Below are 19,442 nucleotides of genomic sequence, written 5' to 3'. Positions count from 1 at the left end.
GGCTCAGCCCTCATCGCCGCAGGGGATGCCATTGTCGCGCAACACGGCGCGGGCGCGAAACAGATCGCGGTCGGCGACCATGATCCGACGCGGCAAAACGCCTAGCGAGCCCTCCAGCACGCTCATGTGGACATCCATATGAAAGCAGTCTATCTCCTCGCCCTGAAGAAGCGCCGAGGCATAGGCAATCACTGTCGGGTCGTTGGTGCGAACGAGTTCTTTCATGGCAACGAATTAAGGGCAGTGGCGCCCCGTTGTCGAGCAAGAGACGAGGCAGCCATGGGCCTGGACACCGCCGCAACCAAACCGCATGAACGCCTGGCTGCGCTTCTGACCGAAGAGATGGCGGCCGTCGACCGGCTGATCCGCGAGCGGATGACCTCGGAATATGCGCCCCGGATCGACGAGGTCGCGGCGCATCTGGTCGGCGCGGGCGGCAAGCGGCTGCGGCCGATGCTGACCATCGCCTCGGCGCGGATGTGCGGCTATGACGGCCCCTATCACATCTATCTGGCGGGCACGGTCGAGTTCATCCATACCGCGACGCTTCTGCATGACGACGTGGTCGATGAAAGCGGCCAGCGCCGCGGCCGGCCGACGGCGAACCTGCTCTGGGACAACAAGTCCTCGGTTCTGGTCGGCGACTACCTCTTTGCCCGTTCCTTCCAGCTGATGGTGGCGCCCGGCAACATGCGGGTGCTCGACATCCTGTCGAACGCGGCCGCGGTGATCGCCGAGGGCGAGGTGCTGCAGCTTACCGCGGCGCAGGATCTCGGCACCACCGAAGAGATCTACCTGAAGGTGGTGCGCGGCAAGACCGCCGCGCTTTTCGCCGCCGCGACCGAGGTCGGCGGCGTGATCGCGGGCATGCCCGAGGAACAGGTCAAGGCGCTGCATACCTATGGCGATGCACTGGGGGTGGGCTTCCAGATCGTCGACGATCTTCTGGACGTGGCGGGCGACGCGGCCTCGACCGGCAAGAATATCGGCGACGATTTCCGCGAGCGGAAGCTGACCCTGCCGATCATCAAGACCATCGCCGCGGCCGATGCCGAAGAACGCGCCTTCTGGGTGCGCACCATCGAGAAGGGCGATCAGCGCGACGGCGATCTGGAGCATGCGCTGGGGCTGATGGCAAAGCACGGCGCCATCGAGGCGACCCGGCAGGAGGCGCTGGCCTGGGCCGCGCGCGCCAAGGAGGCTCTGAGCCTTCTGCCCGAGCACGAGATCCGCGACATGCTGTCGGATCTGGCCGATTACGTGGTGGCCCGGATCAACTGAGCGGCCTCTGCCACGCATGATCGGACCGGCGCGCGGCCCCCGTACCCCCTGCCTGCGCCATTTTCATTTGGAGCTTTCCGCCACGCCTGGCGCATCGAGCCCTTCCGCGTTCGGGGCGCGCCCCTCCTCATCGGCTCCATTCCCTGGCTGAAAGCCCGGCTGACCGGCTGCGACCGGCAGAGCTTGTCCGCGCATCGCAAACCTGCCGGCGCATGGAACTGCGCTTCAAGCCCTGATTTCCCCTCGCCGGGCGACAGCTTCGCTGCGAGTACATTCGGACGGTGCCAGCCCTGAGCGGATGGTCGATCCAGGTCCTGCATCAGGGAGGCCAACAGAAAGGTCTCCTCCACGAGACAAGGCCTACCTCTGTTGCGCCGGTCTGGACGACAAGTTCCGCAACAGCCGTCGCACGATCAGCTTATGTACGGGAGAGATCAGAAAAATGTAGCAATATCCGAAGCCGTTGTTGCGACGTACAAGCGTGGTCAGCCGCACAGCGCGACCCGCATCCCTTTCATGGACTCGGATCACTATCCGGAAGTTCAGATGCCAGTCGTCAAACCCGCAGACGACAACGTCCTCCGAATGGAAGATGACCGGGAACCCGCCTTCCTGTGTCTCGCCGATCGCGATTTGCTCCGGCTTGATCCCGAACAAGCCAACGATCCTGTTTCTGGTTGCGATCAGAAAGCGGACCTATGACGGCGGGCTCTGTCCGAACATCGCCCTGGCCACGTCCAAAGCATTCAGTTTTTCCGTAAGGTAACAAAATTCATATGCATCGGCCCAATTCGCGTCTTCCAGGAAAACGGAGGGCCGTGCAGCCGTGACCTTCTCGATGTTGAAGCGTCCCAAATCGGGCCTTTCCGCAGCGCAGATGCCTTGCAAGGTTGGACGTCCATCTCGCCTTAGCTATAAATTATGTAGCGAATGGCGTATGCTACCAAACCTGTAGCGCCAAGGGTAAGATCGGCATGAAGACACCAGGAAAACCGAGCCGCGGGTCAACCACTGGTCGCCCGATCATGGTGCTGCTCGATTTGTTGGGAAAACGCTGGACGCTTCGGATACTCTGGGAATTGACGCAGGGGCCCGCCACATTTCGCGAATTGCAGAGACGATGCGACGATATCTCTCCGACGATGGTCAATAAACGGATCGGCGAGCTTCGCGGACTCGGATTTGTGACGCGAGAGGCCGACGGGTATGGTCTCACGCCCAAGGGGCATGAGCTCGCCCAGCAGTTCATCAACCTGGAGACCTGGGCGAACCGTTGGGCGGACGTAACGCCCGAGGAATAGAGGTGCCAGGAGTGCACAGCCTGAAGAGGCCGGAAATGGACGGCGTGACGCGCGGCTGTGATCTCCGCATAGCCTTCGGCCGGCGGGGCGCATGCGGCACCCCCTGCGACCCCCTCATGCAGCCTTTTGGCGGAACGGGATGCGCCCGGCAAAACCTGTCCGTGCCTGTCAGACCTGTCGGCCCAATGGGGCTGCCACGCGCCCTGAGCCCAAGCTATTTTCCATGAGATAATTGTGGATCATGACATTGTGGCGCTCGAACTCGCGCCGCGTCACGAGAGCGAAGCCCTGTCCCAGGAAAAAACGGCGGGCGGCTTCGCTGGCCTCGACATGGAGACGGGACAGGCCCATCGCCCGCGCAGCCGTTTCAAGTCTCTTATAAAGCGCCTTCCCGACACCACGGCCGACATGGTCGGGACGGCAATAGAAGCAATCGATATGGCCATCTGCCTCCAGCTCCATGAAGGCGACCGGGTCGTCATTGGCTGTCACGGCAACGAAAACCGACCGCCCGTCAGAGATGCGGGCCAGGAACGTTCCGCAGGGACCGGCGCGGGGCTCCAGGCCTTCCCCTGGTCCGGGCCATAGTCCCGGCTGCCCACGGCATGAACCGCCTCGTGAAAGACCGACGCAAGCCGGGCACAGTCGTCGGGTCTGAAGTCGCGAATGTTCACGCCTGCGCTCTCGTCCATCGGCCGACCGCAGCACATGGCGGCCGGGGCCCGCATGGCCGGCCGACTGGCCATGCAGCGACCGCGGCTCCTATCCGGCCCCGCTCCGTTCCGTGGCGGAGCACAGCGCCCGCCCGCGCCGAAAGGCGCGTGGAAGAGCCGCCGCTAAAGCGTATAGGACGCCCCGGCCTCGGCCCACCAGTCGGGCCGGGTCTCGTGCAGCAGGGCGGCGGCGCACCCGGCGGCGGCGCGGTCGGCATAGATCCCGAAACAGGTCGCCCCTGACCCCGACATCCGCGCCAGAAGGCAGCCGGGGCTCGCGGCAATGGCAGAGAGAACCTCGCCGATCACCGGCGCCGCAGCCCGCGCGGGCGGTTCGAGATCGTTGCGCTGGCCCGCGAGCCAGTCCGCCAGATCGGCGGCCGAGGCCCAGCCCGGAAGCGCGGGCATCGGCGCATTGTCCTTGCGGACGAGCCCCTTGAAGACGATGGGCGTCGGCACCTCGATGCCGGGATTGACCAGCAGGATACCCAATTCGGGCAAGGCGGGCGCGGGCAGGATCTCTTCGCCGACACCGCGCATCCGCACAGGCCCCGGCGCGAGGCAGACCGGCACATCGGCGCCCAGCGACAGCACCGCCCCGGGTCCGGGAAGATCGCGCCCCCAAAGCGCCGCCAGCCCGCGAAGGGCCGCCGCCGCGTCCGAGGAGCCGCCGCCGATGCCCGCCGCGGCCGGCAGCCGCTTGTCGAGCCGGATCCTGGCCCCCTGCCCCGGCCCGAACAGCGCCGCGGCCTTCAGCACCAGATTGCGCCCGTCGACCGGCACGCCCCCGGCGCGCGGGCCGGTGACCGACAGGCTGAGATCCTCGGCCGTCTCCAGCACCAGCCGGTCGCCGATATCCGCGAAGACCACCAGACTGTCGAGCAGATGATAGCCGTCCTCCCGCTGTCCGGTGACATGCAGGGTCAGGTTGATCTTGGCCGGCGCGAAGGCCTCAACCGTCATTGGCAGCCCGGAGCGGCGGCGCTCCTTCTTCCTGCAGCACCTTGTCGAGCCCGACCTCCAGCTTCTTGCGGATACGCTCGGCATCGGCCTCTTCGGGTCCGAAGGACAGCGCCCGGTGCCACTGGAACCGCGCCTCGACCTTGCGGCCCACCGCCCAGTAGACATCGCCCAGATGGTCGTTGATGACGGGATCGACCGGCATCAGCGCGGCCGCGCGCTCCATATGCGGCACCGCCTCGTCATAGCGGCCGAGCCGGTAGAGCCCCCAGCCCAGACTGTCGGTGATATAGCCGTCATCGGGCCGGGCCGCGACGGCGCGCTCGATCATCGACATCGCCTCGTCGAGATTGGTGTTCATCTCGAGATAGGAATAGCCCAGATAATTCAGCACCTGCGGCTGGTCGGGCTCGAGTTCCAGCGTCTTGCGCAAATCGGCCTCGGCCTCGGGCCAGCGGCCGAGCCGCTCATAGGAGATGCCGCGGGCGTAATAGACGATCCACTGGCCGCGCGACGTCTCGTCGAACAGCGCGATGGCCGCGTCATAGGCCTTGAGCGCCTCGGCAAAGCGCTCCTGACCGCGCAGCGCATCGCCCAGCGTCACCTGGACGATGGCGATATCGGGATAGGTCCCGGCCAGGCCGCGCAGGGTCTCGATGGCGCCCTCGGGATCGCCGGCATGGCGCATCGCCTCGGCCCGGCCAAGCTCGGCGGCATAGAAGGCCGGATCGTCGGCCGGTACGGCCGCGTAGGCCTCGGTCGCCAGCTCGTAGCGGTCCTGGGCCTCGAGCAGCCCCGCAGCCAGCAGGATCGCATCGGCATTTCGCGGCGCCAGGAACTGGGCCAGACGGGCGTAAAGCAGGGTATAGGCGTCCAGCGCATCGCCGTTCAGCGCTCTGGCGACGGTGAAGAACACCTCGGCCGCGCCGCCCGCCGCCCCGTCGATGGCATCGAAGGGCAGAGCCTCGCCCGCGGCCAGCCGGGCGCGGATCCCGGCCACGCCCGGATCGACCTCGCTGCCGAAGACCGCGTCGATCAGTTCGATGGCGTCATCGTTGCGTTCGAGCTGGCTCAGCACCTCGACATGGGCCAGCACACCGCGCCGCGTGGCGCGCAGCGGCCCCTCGGCATCTCCCGAGAAGATCCGGTCGGCGCCCTCGAAATCGCCGACAGCCGCCAGAGCCAGCGCCTTGTGATACAGCCCGAAGGGCCTGAGCCCGGTCTGCGCCGAGGCGGCATCGAAGGCCTCGAGCGCATCGCTCATCTTTCCCGCACCGAACAGCGCCCAGGCCCGGATCAGCCCGTCGACAAGCGGCGCGGTGCGGCGCCCGGCCTCGTAATCGGCCAGCACCTGGTCATATTGCCCCTGCCGTATCTGCTCGGCCATCAGGACCAGACTGGCAAGCTGATCGGGATTGCCCTGCGTCGCGATCCGGCGGGCGATCGGCACCGCCTTCCCGACCTCGCCGACCCCGACAAAGGCGGTCATCGCGTTTTCCAGAAGCCGCGGATTGGCGGGATCGGCGGCGAGAGCCTCGGTGAAATAGACTGCCGCAGCGCGGTAGTCGCTGAGAAAGCTTGCCTGGCGCGCAGCCAGATAGGCCCCCGAGACGCCCTGTTCGGCACGGACGGGTGCAGCCGGTATCAAAGCGGCAAGCCCCAATGCAGCCAGGGCGGCGAGGCGCGGCAGCGAATTGGCCAAGAATGCTCTCCTGTTCGTTTTCCGGGCAGGGTAGAGCCGCGAAGGGTCCAAGGCAATGGACCGGCGGACGCGCGGCACGCAATAGGACCTGCCGTCGCGCGGATGTGACAATGCGGCCTTGTCCATGCCGCCTGAAACCGCCCCGTCGCAGGCCCCTCCCCGCTTGCCGGGGCCGCGACGGCCTTCACATGACGGGCTCACATATTGGGATAGTTCGGCCCGTCGCCCCCCTGCGGCGTGACCCAGGTGATGTTCTGGCTCGGGTCCTTGATATCGCAGGTCTTGCAATGCACGCAGTTCTGGAAATTGATGACGAAACGCGGATCCCCGCCCTCGTCGACCACCTCATAGACCCCGGCCGGGCAATAGCGCTGCGCGGGCTCTGCGAATTCGGGCAGGTTGACCCGGACCGGGATCTCGGGATCGGTCAGCCGCAAATGACAGGGCTGGCTTTCCTCGTGATTGGTGAAGGAGAAGGCCACATTGGTCAGCCGGTCGAAGCTGATCCTGCCATCGGGCTTGGGATAGTGGATCTTCGGGAAGTCGGCCGCCTTGCCGGTGGCGGCGGCATCGGTCTTCTCGTGATGTATGGTCCCGAGAGGGTTCCAGCCGGTCAGATGCGCGACCCACATGTCGAAACCGCCCAGAATGGTGGCAAGGAAGCCGCCATATCTCGACCAGAGCGGCTTGACGTTGCGCACCTTCTTCAGGTCCCTGGCGATGTCGCCCGCATGGAGCGCCTCGTCATAATCGCCAAGCACGTCGCCCGCGCGCCCCGCCTTGATCGCCGCGACCGCGGCCTTGGCAGCCTCGATCCCCGACATCATCGCATTGTGGTTGCCCTTGATCCGCGGCACGTTCACGAGCCCGGCCGAACAGCCCAGAAGCACGCCGCCCGGGAAGGCCGCCCGCGGGATCGACTGATAGCCGCCCTCCGAGATCGCCCGCGCGCCATAGGCCACCCGCTTGCCGCCTTCCAGAAGCCCGGCCACCATCGGGTGATGCTTGAAGCGCTGGAACTCCATATAGGGAGACAGGTGCGGGTTCCTGTAGTTCAGGTGCACCACGAAGCCGATATAGATCTGGTTGTTCTCGGCATGATAGATGAACGACCCGCCGCCGCCATTGCCGTTGAGCGGCCAGCCCATGGTATGGGTGACCGTCCCGAGCCGGTGCTTCTTGGGATCGATCTCCCAGACCTCCTTCATGCCGAGCCCGTATTTCTGCGGGTCGCGGTCCCTGGACAGGTCGTATTTCGCGATGATCTGCTTGGCGAGCGAGCCGCGCACGCCCTCGGCAATGAAGACATACTTGCCGTGCAGCTCCATCCCCGGCTCGTAATTGGGACCCGGCGTGCCATCGGCCTGACGCCCGAATTCGCCCGCGACCACACCCTTGACGGCACCGTCCTCGCCCCAGACCAGTTCCGAGCAGGCCATGCCGGGGAAGATCTCGACCCCCAGCGCCTCGGCCTGCTCGGCCAGCCAGCGGCAGACATTGCCCATCGAGACGATGTACTTGCCGTGGTTCGACATCAGAGGCGGCATCAGCCAGTTGGGGAAACGCAGATTGCCGCTCTTGCCGAGAAAGACGAAATTGTCCTCCTTGACCGGCACCGAAACCGGCGCGCCGCGGTCTTCCCAGTCGGGAAACAGCGCCTTCAGCCCGATCGGGTCGAGCACGGCCCCCGAAAGGATATGCGCGCCGACCTCCGAGCCCTTCTCGAGCACGACGACCGACAGATCGGGATCGAGTTCCTTCAGGCGGATCGCCGCCGAAAGCCCCGAGGGCCCCGCTCCCACGATCACCACATCGTATTCCATCGATTCCCGTTCGATCTCGGCCATGCGAATACCCTTCTCGGCCGGCGCCCGGCCGCCCTGGCTGGAGTCTGTCGGCAAACCGTTAACTCAGCAGCACGGTCAAATCAATTGTTCGGCAAGATCATTTCGCGGCAGCGCGGCATATGAAAACGAATAGTCTGTGCGAACCCCCTGTCGCGGGTCGGGTCCCGTTTCGCCCGGATCCCGTCCCGGGAACGGCGCAGGGACAGCTCGGCGACGGCGCGGGCCTGACCCGGGCCCGGCGCGGGGACAAAGCTTTCGCCTCTTGCAATTGCCTCCCCTCTCCGGTCAGGGTAAAGCGACCCCCACAAGACGGCGGGCCCCCTGCGGCCCGCCGTCTGTCATGTAATCATGTAAACTGTCCGAAGAGTCCTATGGAAAAGATACCCATGACCCGCGCGGGCTGCACCGCGCTCGACGAAGAACTCAAGACGCTGAAAAGCGTCGAGCGTCCCGCCGTGATCCGGGCGATCGCCGAAGCACGCGAACATGGCGACCTGTCGGAAAACGCCGAATACCATGCCGCCCGCGAAAAGCAGAGCTTCATCGAGGGCCGCATCAAGGAAATCGAGGCGCTTCTGTCGCGCGCCGAGGTGATCGACCCGGCCAAGCTCTCGGGTCCGATCAAGTTCGGCGCCACGGTGACGCTTGTCGACGAGGATACCGACGAAGAGAAGACCTATCAGATCGTCGGTGAGGCCGAGGCCGATATCGAGAAGGGCCTGCTCAACATCAAGTCGCCGCTGGCCCGCGCGCTGATCGGCAAGGAAGAAGGCGACAGCGTCGAGGTGCGCACGCCCGGAGGCGAGCGCAGCTACGAGGTGCTCAGCATCCGCTATATCTGACATCAACTCCGACGGGACCGCTGGCATGGCGGAAAGCGATACCAAGAAGCCGTTCGATACCGGGCTCCTCGCGGCAGGCCGCCGCGGCGGGCTGTCCCGGATCGAGCTCGTCGCCGGGCTGCTGAGCCTGACCTGGCTCGGCCTGTCGCTCGCGATTCTGGCCGGGTCCGACAGCGCCGCGGAGGGCGGCGCGTTCGGCACCGTCGTCGCGGTCCTGGCGGTGACGCTGCCGGTCGGGCTGATCTGGGTCCTGGCCCAGGGCGCGCGCACCGCGCGGATGCTGCGCGAGGAAGCCGTCCGGCTGCAGGCCGCGGCTGATGCGCTGCGGCTGGCCTATCTGCAGCAACAGCAGGGCCCGGGCCTGGACAACCGCCCCTCGATGGAGAAGCGAATCGAGGATCTGGCCCGCGCCCAGCGCGAAACCCAGGACGCGATCGCCACATTCGCCACCCGGCGCGACCGCGCCGCCGAAACCGCCGAGGCGCCGGTCCCGGTCCGGGCCGGGGGCCAGCCGCCCGCTCCTCCCCCTGCCCCTCCCCGTCCGGCCAGGGTCGCCTCCGACCCGCAACCGAAACTCGCGCTCGACGGCATTCCCGAAGAGGTTCCGCCGCTGACCACCGAGGAATTCGTGCGAGCGCTGAACTTCCCCGAGAACGCCTCGGACCGGGCCGGGTTCCGGGCGCTGCGCCGCGCACTCGACGACCGAATCGCAGCCAAGCTGGTGCGTTCGGCCCAGGACATCCTGACCCTTCTCAGCGAGGAGGGGATCTACATGGACGACCTGCAGCCCGACCGTGCCCGTCCCGAGATCTGGCGTCGCTTCGCCCAGGGCGAACGCGGGTTGCCGGTCTCGGCGCTGGGTGGCGTGCGCGACCGCTCATGTCTTGCGCTGACCGCCGCGCGGATGAAGCAGGACCCGATCTTCCGCGACGTGGCGCATCACTTCCTGCGCCAGTTCGACCGGGTGCTGGTCGAGTTCGAGGCCGTCGCCAGCGATCAGAACCTGACCGATCTGGCCGAAACCCGCACCGCCCGCGCCTTCATGCTGCTCGGCCGCGTCACCGGCATGTTCGGCTGAGCCCGGCCAGGGTGCGCAGCCGCCCGGGCGCGACCGCCCCGAGGATCCAGGCCTCCTCGGCCAGCTCCGGCACGCAGGGCGCGGCCAGCAGCGCATCAAGCTCGCCCTCTTCCTCAGCCGCCAGCACCGCTTCGGCCATCAGCCGCATCTGGACCTCGTCAAGGATCTGTCCGGGCCGCGCCGCCAGCGCCCCGGCCACCTCCGGGCCGATCATCGCCGGATAGATCTCGGCCAGGGTGACCGGCGCCTCCACCGGCTCGAAGGGCCAGACCGACAGAGCGGCCCCGAACCGCCCGGCCAGCCGGTGCAGCATCGGCAGCCCGACCAGAACCTGCGAGCCGACAGCCCCCGCGCCATAAAGCTGCCAGACGCTCTTGACCGCCTGTCCGGGGCCGCCGCGCGCACGCAGCATCCGCTCGACCCGCCGATGCGGCGCGAAGACGGTCCCTTCCGGGCGCGTGGCGCTCAGAGAGCCAAGCCTTGCCGCCCGGGCCGCCGGGCAGCCCCAGAACGGCCCGCCTCCGGGCAGGGCCGCGTTGATCGCATCGGCCAGTTCGAACGGCTGTTGCGATTGTCCGGGCCGTCTTCAAGCCAGGCCCAGACAGCCCGCGCCGAAGCCGTGCCGGTCAGCGCCCCGGCAAGGCCCGCCGGGTAGCCGAAGGCGAAATCGCCCCCCAGCAAGACCCGCCGGCCGGCGCGGCATTCCTCGTCCAGAAGATCGGCCAGCGCCGCCTCGGCGCCGGCACGGCTGCGGAAATAGGCCGTCAAGGTCGTCGCGTCCCGGCGCGCGACCGCGATCCAGATCGCATCGGCCGTGGGCCGGGCCGGAGAATGGCCCGAGCGGGCCGACCAGTCTGCCATGATGACGGTGTCGGGCGCGCTCATCCCAGCGCCGCCCCGGCCGCGGCAAGATCCCCGGCCGTGTTGATGTTGAAGAACGGATCGGGGCCGGGACCGACCGGAAACTCGGCCAGGGCTGCGCCACGCGCCGCACCGAAGGCGCCAAGCCTGCGAAGCCCGCCCGCGAGCTCGGCGGCCAGCGCCTCCCGAAGCCCCACCGGCCAGAGCGCCGCCGTCGGATGCCGCCGCCCGCCGCTGGCCGCAATCGCCATCCCGGTTCCGGCGGTTTCGGCCGCCAGAAGCAGCCGGGGCACCAGATCGCAGGGCACAAAGGGCGTGTCGACGGCCGCCGTCACCAGCCAGTCGGCCCCGCCCGCCCGGGCCCAGTCAAGCCCGGCCAGAACGCCCGCCAGCGGCCCCTGATCGCCGGGCGGCGGGTCGGGCAGAACGGCATCCTCCCGCCCCAGCCCGGCGGCGCGATAGGCCGCCTCGGGACCGTTCGCGCTCAGCGCCAGCATCTCGACCTGCGGCCCGAGCCGGGTGACCGCGCGGGCCAGCAGGGTCTCGTCGCCAAGCCGGAGAAGCGCCTTGTCGACGCCGCCCAACCGACGCCCCTGCCCGCCCGCCAATATCGTTCCGAAGATCCGCATTCCACCTCCGGTTTTGCGATTGCATCCTTTCCATCAGCCCCTTACGCCTGACGGACCAGCCCCAAGACTAGTCCCCCGCCATGCCCGTCTCCACCCGGAAATCCGCCTATCTGACCGGCCTGACCCAAAGCGCGCCCTTCCTTCTGGTGATCGTGCCCTTCGCACTGCTGTTCGGCGTGGTGGCGACCGAGGCCGGATTTGCCCTGCCCGAGGTGATGGGCTTTTCGGTGGTGGTGGTCGCGGGCGCGGCACAGTTCTCGGCGGTCCAGCTCATGGCCGAGAACGCCCCTGCAGCCGTCGTCATCCTGACCGCGCTGGCGGTGAACATGCGGATGGCGATGTATTCGGCCTCGCTGACGCCCTATCTCGGGCCCGCGCCGCTCTGGCAGCGCGCCCTTGTGGCCTATGCGCTGTTCGATCAGACCTATGCCGTCGCGCATGCCCGCTTCGAGGCCCGCCCCGAAATGGGCGTGGCCGAGCGGATGGCCTTCTATGCCGGTGCGGTCACCCCGCTGCTGCCCACCTGGTACGGCATGACCCTGGTCGGAGCCCTGGTCGGGCGCAGCATCCCGCCGGAATTCGCGCTGGATTTCGCGCTGCCGATCACCTTCCTCGCGATGGTCGCCCCGGCGCTGCGCACGCCCGCCCATGTCGCGGCCGCAGGCAGCTCGGTCCTGCTGTCGCTGGTCTTCGCCGGGCTGCCCTACAATCTGGGGCTCATGATCGCGGCAGGCGCGGGCATGGCGGTCGGGGCCGAGACCGAACGCCGGATGGGAGCGCGCTAGATGGACTGGAGCATGGCAGAGACCTGGGCGATCATCGTCATACTCGGGGTCGGCACCTTCCTGTTGCGGTTCTCCTTCCTCGGCGCGATGGGCGGGCGGCAGTTGCCGGACTGGCTGCTGCGGCATCTGCGCTACACGCCGGTGGCAGTGCTGCCCGCGCTGGTCGCCCCTGCCGTGGCCTGGCCACAGGCGACCGGCGGCGACCCGGATCCGGCCCGGCTGACGGCGGCCATCGTCACCGTCGCGGTCGGCTGGTGGCGGAAATCGGTGATCGCCGCAATCGGCGCGGGCGCCGCCACGCTTTACGGGCTGCTGTTCCTGCTGGGCTGAGATTTCCGGGCCGGACCGGGCGGCGCGGGCAAACAGCCCCGCGCCAGTCCCGGGCTCCGGGCCTCAGCGGCCCTCGACGATCCCCTCTACCAGCTTGTCGAACCGGGCGCGCTGCTGTTCGCGCAAAAGTTCTTCATGTTCGTCCGGATCGTCATCGTAGATCTTGCGGGTGGTGACCCCGGGCAGCTTGCCGAAGGCCGTCATCACCGCATTCGGCCGCAGCGTATGCGGGATGCTCTCGAAGCCCGGCAGCTGGTTCAGCACGTTGCTCGTCGAGCGGGCGCACATCGCCTTGGGCACCGCGCCATAGCCCTCGACGATACGCAGCGCCTGCTCGGCCAGTTCGGGCGTGACCTGCACGGTCTGCTCGACGACATGATAGGTCTCGCGGGCATGGTAATCGATGTAGAAGTCCAGCATCGTCGGCGTCATGCCATAGATCACGTCATTGCGCTCGGGCGCCATGCGGTGCCACCAGCTTCCGGCCGGATCGAACATGACCCGCTGGCTGGCATTGATCATCAGCGCGGAATGCGCCCCCGCGCCCGAGCGGTTGTTGACCATGGTGTAAAGCGTGATCGAGGGCGGGGCCTTGTCGCGATAGGCGGCGCGGGCGACATCCGCGTCGGGGGCCCAGACGGACTGGGCGCCGCAGCCAAGCAGGAACAGCGGAAGCAGGCAGGCAATCAGAAAACGGAACATTGGCAAAAACCGGGGATGAGCGGCTCGTCCCGGAGCGGGCCCGGGCGCGCGGCAGATGAGGGAAGGACAGGACGGGAATGGCGCGCGGCTCGTCTTCCCGACAGGTGCAATGCACCGGTAGAAGAAGCTGCCATGCCCGCGAAGTCCCCTGCCTGTCCGCTGCCCGGCACCCTAGTCGAGCGGCGCGCGGCTGTCACCTCGAAGCCGGGGCAACAGGGCATTCCGGCATCCCGGCGTGGCATTCCGCCCACGCCCGCCTGCACCAGAGGGGCTCAGGCCGCCCCGCTCCGGCGGTAAAGCCAGGCCCCGTCCGACCGTCGCCGCCGGGTCGCGCGGCCGGTCAGGTAGAGGTGATTGAGATGCCCGACCGCCTCGGCCAGCGCGAGCCCGTATTCGGCCGCGCCGATCTCGCGCCGGTAGAGCACGCCGAAACAGTCGCAGGCGGTGCGCTCCCCGGCCAGCGCCTCGAGCAGCCGCGCCAGCGCGCCGTGATGGTTCTCGATCAGTTGCACCAGCCGGGTCGGCAGGCCGGTGAAGGGCAGCTTGTGGCCCGGCAGGACCAGATGATCCTCGCGGGCATGGGCGGCAAGCCGGGTACAGCTTTCCAGCCAGCCCGCGACCGGATCGTTCAGGGGTTCGGTGGCATAGACCCCGAGATTGGGCGAGATCGAGGGCAGAAGCTGATCGCCGCCGATCACCAGGCTGTCGTCGCGGCTCCAGAGCGTGACATGGTCGGGCGCATGCCCCTCGCCCAGCCGCACATCCCAGTCGCGCCCGCCCGCGCTGATCCGGTCGCCCTCGGCCAGCGCCCGGAAGCCAAGCGGCATCGGCGCCACCACATCGGCGAAGTTGAACGGCCGTTCGGCCGCGCGCTCGGCCAGTAGTGCGGGATCCATCCCGGCGCCACGGTAGAATTCAAGCGTCTCGGGCCGCGGCCGTGCCTGTTCGTCAAGCGTCAGCATCCGCGCGAACAGCCAGGCGGTGCGGCTGGTCCAGAGCTCGGCCCCGGCCTCGGACTGGAACCAGCCCGCAAGCCCGACATGGTCGGGGTGGTGATGGGTCAGGATCACCCGCCCGACCGGGCGCCCGCCAAGCGGCCCGGCCAGGAGCGCGGCCCAGATCGCGCGGCTGCGGCCAGTCGACAGCCCGGTATCGACCAGCGTCCAGCCCTCTCCGTCATCCAGCGCGAAGACATTGACATGCTTCAGCGGCGAGGGCAGCGGCAGCCGCATCCAGAGCACGCCCTCGGCGATCTCGACCGCCTCGCCCTCGCCGGGCGGGGTCTCGAACGGGGTCCGGACCGGCGCGAAGCGGCCGTCCCTCACGCCGAGAGCGCCGCGTCGGACAAGGCGTAAAGATCGCCTGCACCCGCGCGGGCCGCCGCCAGCGCCGAGCCATGTTCGGGCAGCATCCGGCGGATGAAGACCCGCGCCAGCACGCTGCGCGGCCCCTCGCCGCCCTCGGCCAGCGCCGCCGACAGGTGCAGATGCGCGCCCAGAACCCGGGCCCAGCCGCGCAGGAAGGGCACCGCCCCGGCAAAGCGGTCGGTCATCTCCTGGCTCAGCATCCATTCGGTCGCATCGCGCAGCGCCTCGGCCGCGGTCCAGAGCTCGCGCGCGAGATCGGGGAAGGCCTCGCGCGCGGCTTCGGCGGTCTGCTCGACCTCTTCCAGCAGGCGCCAGGCGGCCTCGCCGCCATCGCCGAGCTTGCGCCCGACCAGATCCATCGCCTGGATGCCGTTGGTGCCCTCGTAGATCGCCGTCACCCGCACATCGCGCAGATATTGCGCGGCGCCGGTTTCCTCGATGAAGCCCATGCCGCCATGGACCTGCACACCCTGCTGGGCGACCTCCATGCCGACCTCGGTGCCCCAGGTCTTGGCGATCGGGGTCAGGAAGGCCGCGCGCGCGGCCCAGTCGGGCTCGCCGGTGGCCGCAGCCATGTCGGCCGCCACCGCGCAGGACAGCGCGATGGCCCGGGCCGCGAAGATCTCGGCCTTCATCCCGGCCAGCATCCGGCGCACATCGGCATGACCGATGATCGGCCCGTCCCCCAAGGGCGTCGGCCCCTGCCGGCGCTCGCCCGCATATGCCAGCGCCTGCTGGAACGCGGCCTCGGCCACACCCACGCCCTGGGCGCCGACCCCGAGCCGGGCATTGTTCATCATCGTGAACATCCCCGCCATGCCCTTGTTGGGCGCGCCCACCATCCAGCCGGTGGCGCCGTCGAAATCCATCAGCGCGGTCGGGCTGCCATGCAGGCCCAGCTTGTGCTCGAGGCTGATGACCTTCACGCCATTGGCGGGTCCGGGACGTCCCTCGGCATCGGGCAGATTGCGCGGCACCAGAAACAGGCTGATCCCCCGCGTGCCCTCGGGCGCGTCGGGCAGCCGCGCCAGCACCAGATGGATCACGTTCTCCATGAAATCCGCATCGCCCCAGGTGATGTAGACCTTCTGGCCGGTGACCGCATAGGTGCCGTCGTCATTGGGCACCGCCCGGGTCTTCAGCGCGCCGACATCCGAGCCGGCCTGCGCCTCGGTCAGGTTCATCGTGCCCGACCACTCCCCCGCGATCAGCTTCGGCAAATACAGCGCCTGGATCTCGTCGCTGGCATGGTGGCACAGCGCCTCGATCTGGCCCTGGGTCAGCAGCGGGTTCAGCTGCAAGGACAGGCAGGCGCCGCTCATCATGTCGTTGACCGCCGTCGACAGGGCCGTCGGCAGCCCCATCCCGCCATGCTCGGCCGGTGCCGACAGCGCCACCCAGCCGCCCTCGGCGATGGCGCGATACCCCTCGGCATAACCGGGCGAGGTCCGGACCACGCCGTTTTCCAGCCGCGCCGGGTGCAGGTCCCCGGGCCGTTGCAGCGGCGCCAGCACCTCGTCGCAGAGCCGCCCCGCGCCGTCGAGGATCGCGGCGGTGACATCGTCCGTGGCTTCGGCGAAACGCTCGGTCGCCACGACATCGGGAAGGCCCGCCACATGCTCGAGAATGAACCGGATTTCCTCCACCGGGGCTCGGTATGCCATGGCTGTCTCCTTTGTCGCCGCTTGCCGGGATCGCTTCGCGGCTGTATCTGACCGCCTGTTTCCTGGGCAGAAGGTAACCGAACGCCTCGTCCCATCAAGCGCAAACGCAACGTAAGGGAACCGCAGATGAGCGCCGAATTGCTGAGACCCGATTCGCAGGGGCTGGCCCGGGCCGCGACCCTGCTGGCCGACGGGCAACTGGTCGCGCTGCCCACGGAAACCGTCTACGGGCTCGGCGCCGATGCCCGCAACGACCGCGCGGTGGCGCAGATCTTCGAGGCCAAGGGACGGCCCCGCTTCAATCCGCTGATCGTGCATCTGCCCGACCTCGCGGCAGCCCGCCGGCTTGCGGTCTTTTCCGACAGCGCGCTGCGGCTGGCCGAGGCGTTCTGGCCCGGTGCGCTGACGCTGGTGCTGCCGCTCCGGCCCGAAGCGGGGCTGTCGCCCCTGGTCAGCGCGGGGCTGCCCACGGTGGCGCTCCGGGTGCCCGACCATCCGGTCGCGCAGGGCGTTCTGTCAGCTTTCGGCGGACCGGTCGCCGCGCCCTCGGCCAATGTCTCGGGGGCAGTCAGCCCGACCCGGTCCGATCACGTGATCGAGGGTCTCGGACAGCGGATCGCGGCAGTGGTCGAGGGCGGCGCCTGTCCGGTCGGCGTGGAATCGACGATCCTGGGCCTGTCTGCCGATGACGATGCGGTCCCTGTTCTGCTCAGACCGGGCGGTCTGCCCATCGAGGCGATAGAGGCCTGCCTCGGCCGGCCGCCTGCACCCCGGGAGGAGAGCGCCGGGATCAGCGCGCCGGGCCAGCTCGGCTCGCATTACGCGCCGGGCGCACGCGTCGTTCTGAACGCCACGACCGCGCCCGAACAGGGCCTCTGGCTGGGCTTCGGCCCCGATTGCGCGGGCGCGGCGCTGAACCTGTCGCCCTCGGGCGATCTGGTCGAGGCCGCGGCCGCGCTGTTCCACGCGCTGCGCCTGCTCGACGCCCGGGTCGCCCCGTCCGGGGTCATCGCCGTCGCGCCCATCCCCGAGCGCGGGCTTGGCCGTGCGATCAATGACCGGCTGCGCCGCGCCGCCGCACCGCGACCGGGCGCGGCCTGACCCGCAGCGCGCGTGAAAGCCGAAAGTGAAAGCCCGCGCGCCCGGCGGTTCAGGCCCGCCCGGCGGCGGAAGACAGCACCAGCGGGTCGACGCCCATGGCCCGCAGCGCGCGTTCCCATTTCTGGGCATCTGCGCCGCCGAAGACCAGCCCGGGCCTGGCATCGCAGGTCAGCCAGCCATTCTGGAGGATCTCGCCCTCGAGCTGCCCCGGCCCCCAGCCGGCATAGCCCAGCGCCAGCAGGGATTCGGAGGGCCCGTCGCCCTGGGCGATGGCCTCGAGAATATCGAGCGTGGCGGTCATGCCGAAATCGGAATCGACCCGCAGCGTGGTATCGCGCTTCGTCCGGTAATCGCCCGAATGCAGCACGAACCCCCGTGCATGCTCGACCGGTCCGCCGAAATGCACGCGGATATCCTGCGCCCCGGGGCTGCGGTCGATCTCGAGCTGATCGAGCAGGTCGGAAAACGATATTTCGCTGAGCGGCTTGTTGACGATGAGCCCCATCGCGCCCTCGTCGGAATGGGCGCAGAGATAGACCACGCTTCGCTCGAAGCGCGGGTCGCCCATGCCGGGCATCGCGATCAGGAGCTTTCCTCCAAGCTGCATCGGGTCCTTTCCATTCGCCTGTCTTGCCCAGCATGTGCCCCCATCCGCGCGGACGCAAGGGCAACGGAAACGAATTCCGGCGGGCTCTCGCCGCTTTGTGATTCCGCGCCGGGCGCGAAGCGCCTATCTTCTGCGCCATGGCAAGATACCTTTTCGCTTCCCGGGCCGTCGCGCTGATGCTCGCGGCCCTTTGCGCGACCGCCGCCCCGGCCCCGGTCGCCGCCGAAACCGCCTCGCGGCAGGACGGCGTTCTGCAGGCAGAGATCCTGCCGGGCTGGCAGACCGAGCGCGGCACCTACATGGCCGGGCTGCATCTGCGCCTGGCCCCGGGCTGGAAGACCTATTGGCGCGCGCCCGGCGATGCCGGCATCCCGCCCAGCTTCGACTGGCGCGGCTCGTCCAATCTGGCGGCGGTGAAACTGCACTGGCCCCGGCCGCGGATCTTCTCGTCGAACGGGATACGCAGCATCGGTTATGTCGAGGACGTGGTGCTGCCGATCGAGCTGACCCCCGCCGATCCGGGACGGCCGATGGAGCTGCGCGCCCGGATCGACCTGGGGGTCTGCCAGGATATCTGCATGCCGATGGAGCTTCGGCTCGACCGGCGGCTGCCTGATGCAAGCCGGGCCGAGCCGATCCGCGCCGCTCTGGCCAGCCGGCCGCTCGACGCCCGCACCGCCCGGGTCGGGCAGGTCACCTGCGAGATCGCACCGATTTCCGACGGGCTGCGGCTGACCGCACGGATCGAGGTCCCCCCGCTCGGCGGCAGCGAAGCGGCCGTATTCGAGCTGCCCGACCCGACGATCTGGGTGGCCCAGAGCGAGATCGCGCGCGAGGGCGGAACGCTGGTCGCGCGTTCGGACATGGTTCCGGCCGATGGCACCCCCTTCGCGCTGGACCGCTCGGCCATCCGGATCACGCTGCTGGGCCGGGACCGCGCCATCGACATCCGGGGCTGCGACGCCGCGCGCTGATCGCCGCGCGCCGCCCGGAAGCTCCCCCTGCCCGGCCGTTTCCCCCGTTGGCGGGTGCGGTCGGCCCCTCCCAGGCGCCGAATGGCCGAGAAAGGGCTCCGGGCAGCGCTCAGACCGGGCGCCAACGCAGCGCCACCCCTTCAACCGGCCAGACATGAGGCGCGATGCGGTCGCGCCATCTCTACCGCCGCTTGTCCTGCCGCACCGCCGCCCCGTGCCCCTCCTGCAGGGAATGCAGGCCCGTCTCTTCCCGTCCTTCGAGCTTTCCCTCAGCCAGCCCGCGGGATGATCCCGGCCTGCCAGACCCCGATCAGCGCCTGGCAGATGGCTCGGAGGCGCAGACGCCCCCGCCACCGCGCGCCCGTCCGCCCGACATGCAGAGCGTCATCGGGCGCCCCGCCGCCCCGGTCAGAGCCGAAAGCGCCCTGTTCCCTTGTCAGGCGAAGCCTCCCCCGGACAGTTTCCTCATCCCTCCCCCTCTCGCCCGACCTGTCTGGCAGAGACGCCCGTCGATCATGGGTCATCTCGTGGCCGTCGTTCATGGGCCATATGTCATGTTCCGCCATGCCCGCATCTCATCAGCCGTTCGGGTGCAGGCCGGCTGACGAGATCCGGGCAGGTTCAGAGAGCGATCAGGGGGCAGGTACGACGCGGCGCGAAGCCGCGACGAGCTTGTCCCATGGGGGCCTCCCTCCCCC

At 68.7% G+C, this 19,442-nt stretch carries 21 protein-coding genes; 8 read left to right on the top strand and 13 right to left on the bottom strand.

Features of this window, described 5'->3' with window-relative positions:
• Nucleotides 1-3: 3 nt before the first annotated feature.
• Nucleotides 4-225 carry a DUF2007 domain-containing protein gene (locus ACK8CO_RS16660; RefSeq protein ID WP_042460427.1) on the bottom strand — a complete coding sequence of 74 codons (222 nt, stop codon included), beginning with the start codon at nucleotides 223-225 and terminating at the stop codon, nucleotides 4-6.
• A gap of 54 nt (nucleotides 226-279) precedes the next feature.
• Between ACK8CO_RS16660 and ACK8CO_RS16655 the strand changes: the two genes are divergently transcribed.
• Nucleotides 280-1,281: a polyprenyl synthetase family protein gene (locus ACK8CO_RS16655; RefSeq protein ID WP_414897365.1), complete on the top strand. Its 1,002-nt coding sequence runs from the start codon at nucleotides 280-282 to the stop codon at nucleotides 1,279-1,281.
• A gap of 360 nt (nucleotides 1,282-1,641) precedes the next feature.
• On the opposite strand, the gene ACK8CO_RS16650 is transcribed toward ACK8CO_RS16655, so the two are convergent.
• A complete protein-coding gene (locus tag ACK8CO_RS16650) occupies nucleotides 1,642-1,965 on the bottom strand; it encodes a DUF2867 domain-containing protein (RefSeq protein ID WP_414899036.1) in 324 nt (107 codons plus the stop codon).
• A 341-nt stretch (nucleotides 1,966-2,306) separates the two neighbouring features.
• Here ACK8CO_RS16650 and ACK8CO_RS16645 point away from each other — a divergent pair, with 341 nt between their 5' ends.
• Nucleotides 2,307-2,582 (top strand): winged helix-turn-helix transcriptional regulator, encoded by a 276-nt coding sequence (locus ACK8CO_RS16645; protein ID WP_414897364.1) that lies wholly within the window; start codon nucleotides 2,307-2,309, stop codon nucleotides 2,580-2,582.
• 168 nt (nucleotides 2,583-2,750) lie between these two features.
• Here the strand turns inward: ACK8CO_RS16645 and ACK8CO_RS16640 are convergent, their stop codons facing one another.
• From ACK8CO_RS16640 to ACK8CO_RS16625, 4 genes are all read right to left on the bottom strand, one after another.
• Entirely contained in the window at nucleotides 2,751-3,074 is a 324-nt protein-coding gene (locus ACK8CO_RS16640) for a GNAT family N-acetyltransferase (protein ID WP_414897363.1), read from the bottom strand.
• A 344-nt stretch (nucleotides 3,075-3,418) separates the two neighbouring features.
• On the bottom strand, nucleotides 3,419-4,258 hold the full coding sequence (locus ACK8CO_RS16635) for a 4-(cytidine 5'-diphospho)-2-C-methyl-D-erythritol kinase (RefSeq protein ID WP_414897362.1): 840 nt from the start codon (nucleotides 4,256-4,258) through the stop codon (nucleotides 3,419-3,421).
• Nucleotides 4,248-5,957, bottom strand: coding sequence for a tetratricopeptide repeat protein (locus ACK8CO_RS16630; protein ID WP_414897361.1), 1,710 nt, complete (start codon nucleotides 5,955-5,957; stop codon nucleotides 4,248-4,250). The genes ACK8CO_RS16635 and ACK8CO_RS16630 overlap by 11 nt, the downstream gene beginning before the upstream one ends.
• 197 nt (nucleotides 5,958-6,154) lie before the next feature.
• On the bottom strand, nucleotides 6,155-7,804 hold the full coding sequence (locus ACK8CO_RS16625) for a 4Fe-4S dicluster domain-containing protein (RefSeq protein ID WP_414897360.1): 1,650 nt from the start codon (nucleotides 7,802-7,804) through the stop codon (nucleotides 6,155-6,157).
• A gap of 371 nt (nucleotides 7,805-8,175) precedes the next feature.
• On the opposite strand from ACK8CO_RS16625, the gene greA reads away from it, so the two are divergent.
• Together greA and ACK8CO_RS16615 are read left to right on the top strand one after the other, a co-directional pair.
• A complete protein-coding gene (greA, locus tag ACK8CO_RS16620) occupies nucleotides 8,176-8,646 on the top strand; it encodes a transcription elongation factor GreA (protein WP_080616825.1) in 471 nt (156 codons plus the stop codon).
• 25 nt (nucleotides 8,647-8,671) lie between these two features.
• Nucleotides 8,672-9,724, top strand: coding sequence for a hypothetical protein (locus tag ACK8CO_RS16615; RefSeq protein ID WP_414897359.1), 1,053 nt, complete (start codon nucleotides 8,672-8,674; stop codon nucleotides 9,722-9,724).
• Here ACK8CO_RS16615 and ACK8CO_RS16610 read toward each other — a convergent pair.
• From ACK8CO_RS16610 to mobA, 3 genes are read right to left on the bottom strand one after another with little or no spacing between them, the layout of a single operon-like run.
• The gene (locus tag ACK8CO_RS16610; RefSeq protein ID WP_414897358.1) at nucleotides 9,705-10,136 is read right to left on the bottom strand and encodes a hypothetical protein; all 432 of its coding nucleotides are present in this window, start codon (nucleotides 10,134-10,136) and stop codon (nucleotides 9,705-9,707) included. The two genes, ACK8CO_RS16615 and ACK8CO_RS16610, sit on opposite strands and share 20 nt — an antisense overlap.
• A 53-nt stretch (nucleotides 10,137-10,189) precedes the next feature.
• Nucleotides 10,190-10,609: a hypothetical protein gene (locus ACK8CO_RS16605; protein ID WP_414897357.1), complete on the bottom strand. Its 420-nt coding sequence runs from the start codon at nucleotides 10,607-10,609 to the stop codon at nucleotides 10,190-10,192.
• Nucleotides 10,606-11,214 carry a molybdenum cofactor guanylyltransferase MobA gene (gene mobA / locus ACK8CO_RS16600; RefSeq protein WP_414897356.1) on the bottom strand — a complete coding sequence of 203 codons (609 nt, stop codon included), beginning with the start codon at nucleotides 11,212-11,214 and terminating at the stop codon, nucleotides 10,606-10,608. The genes ACK8CO_RS16605 and mobA overlap by 4 nt, the downstream gene beginning before the upstream one ends.
• 80 nt (nucleotides 11,215-11,294) lie before the next feature.
• On the opposite strand from mobA, the gene ACK8CO_RS16595 reads away from it, so the two are divergent.
• Nucleotides 11,295-11,999, top strand: coding sequence for an AzlC family ABC transporter permease (locus ACK8CO_RS16595; RefSeq protein WP_414897355.1), 705 nt, complete (start codon nucleotides 11,295-11,297; stop codon nucleotides 11,997-11,999).
• A gap of 12 nt (nucleotides 12,000-12,011) precedes the next feature.
• Nucleotides 12,012-12,329, top strand: coding sequence for an AzlD domain-containing protein (locus ACK8CO_RS16590; protein ID WP_231119106.1), 318 nt, complete (start codon nucleotides 12,012-12,014; stop codon nucleotides 12,327-12,329).
• Nucleotides 12,330-12,392: 63 nt separating this feature from the next.
• Here ACK8CO_RS16590 and ACK8CO_RS16585 read toward each other — a convergent pair whose 3' ends face one another.
• From ACK8CO_RS16585 to ACK8CO_RS16575, 3 genes are all read right to left on the bottom strand, one after another.
• On the bottom strand, nucleotides 12,393-13,031 hold the full coding sequence (locus ACK8CO_RS16585) for a hypothetical protein (protein ID WP_414897354.1): 639 nt from the start codon (nucleotides 13,029-13,031) through the stop codon (nucleotides 12,393-12,395).
• Nucleotides 13,032-13,303: 272 nt separating this feature from the next.
• Nucleotides 13,304-14,356: an MBL fold metallo-hydrolase gene (locus ACK8CO_RS16580; protein WP_414897353.1), complete on the bottom strand. Its 1,053-nt coding sequence runs from the start codon at nucleotides 14,354-14,356 to the stop codon at nucleotides 13,304-13,306.
• Entirely contained in the window at nucleotides 14,353-16,062 is a 1,710-nt protein-coding gene (locus ACK8CO_RS16575) for an acyl-CoA dehydrogenase (RefSeq protein WP_414897352.1), read from the bottom strand. The genes ACK8CO_RS16580 and ACK8CO_RS16575 overlap by 4 nt, the downstream gene beginning before the upstream one ends.
• A 126-nt stretch (nucleotides 16,063-16,188) precedes the next feature.
• Here ACK8CO_RS16575 and ACK8CO_RS16570 point away from each other — a divergent pair, with 126 nt between their 5' ends.
• Nucleotides 16,189-17,163: an L-threonylcarbamoyladenylate synthase gene (locus ACK8CO_RS16570; protein WP_414897351.1), complete on the top strand. Its 975-nt coding sequence runs from the start codon at nucleotides 16,189-16,191 to the stop codon at nucleotides 17,161-17,163.
• A gap of 49 nt (nucleotides 17,164-17,212) precedes the next feature.
• Here the strand turns inward: ACK8CO_RS16570 and ACK8CO_RS16565 are convergent, their stop codons facing one another.
• Nucleotides 17,213-17,770 carry a YqgE/AlgH family protein gene (locus ACK8CO_RS16565; protein WP_080616834.1) on the bottom strand — a complete coding sequence of 186 codons (558 nt, stop codon included), beginning with the start codon at nucleotides 17,768-17,770 and terminating at the stop codon, nucleotides 17,213-17,215.
• 176 nt (nucleotides 17,771-17,946) lie between these two features.
• Here ACK8CO_RS16565 and ACK8CO_RS16560 point away from each other — a divergent pair, with 176 nt between their 5' ends.
• Nucleotides 17,947-18,744, top strand: coding sequence for a protein-disulfide reductase DsbD domain-containing protein (locus ACK8CO_RS16560; protein ID WP_414897350.1), 798 nt, complete (start codon nucleotides 17,947-17,949; stop codon nucleotides 18,742-18,744).
• The last annotated feature ends 698 nt before the right edge of the window (nucleotides 18,745-19,442 follow it).

This window comes from Rhodovulum sp. HP10, from assembly GCF_047553435.1.
In the GTDB taxonomy this organism is placed as follows: domain Bacteria; phylum Pseudomonadota; class Alphaproteobacteria; order Rhodobacterales; family Rhodobacteraceae; genus Rhodovulum.
This window is presented reverse-complemented; position numbering and strand designations above follow the sequence as displayed.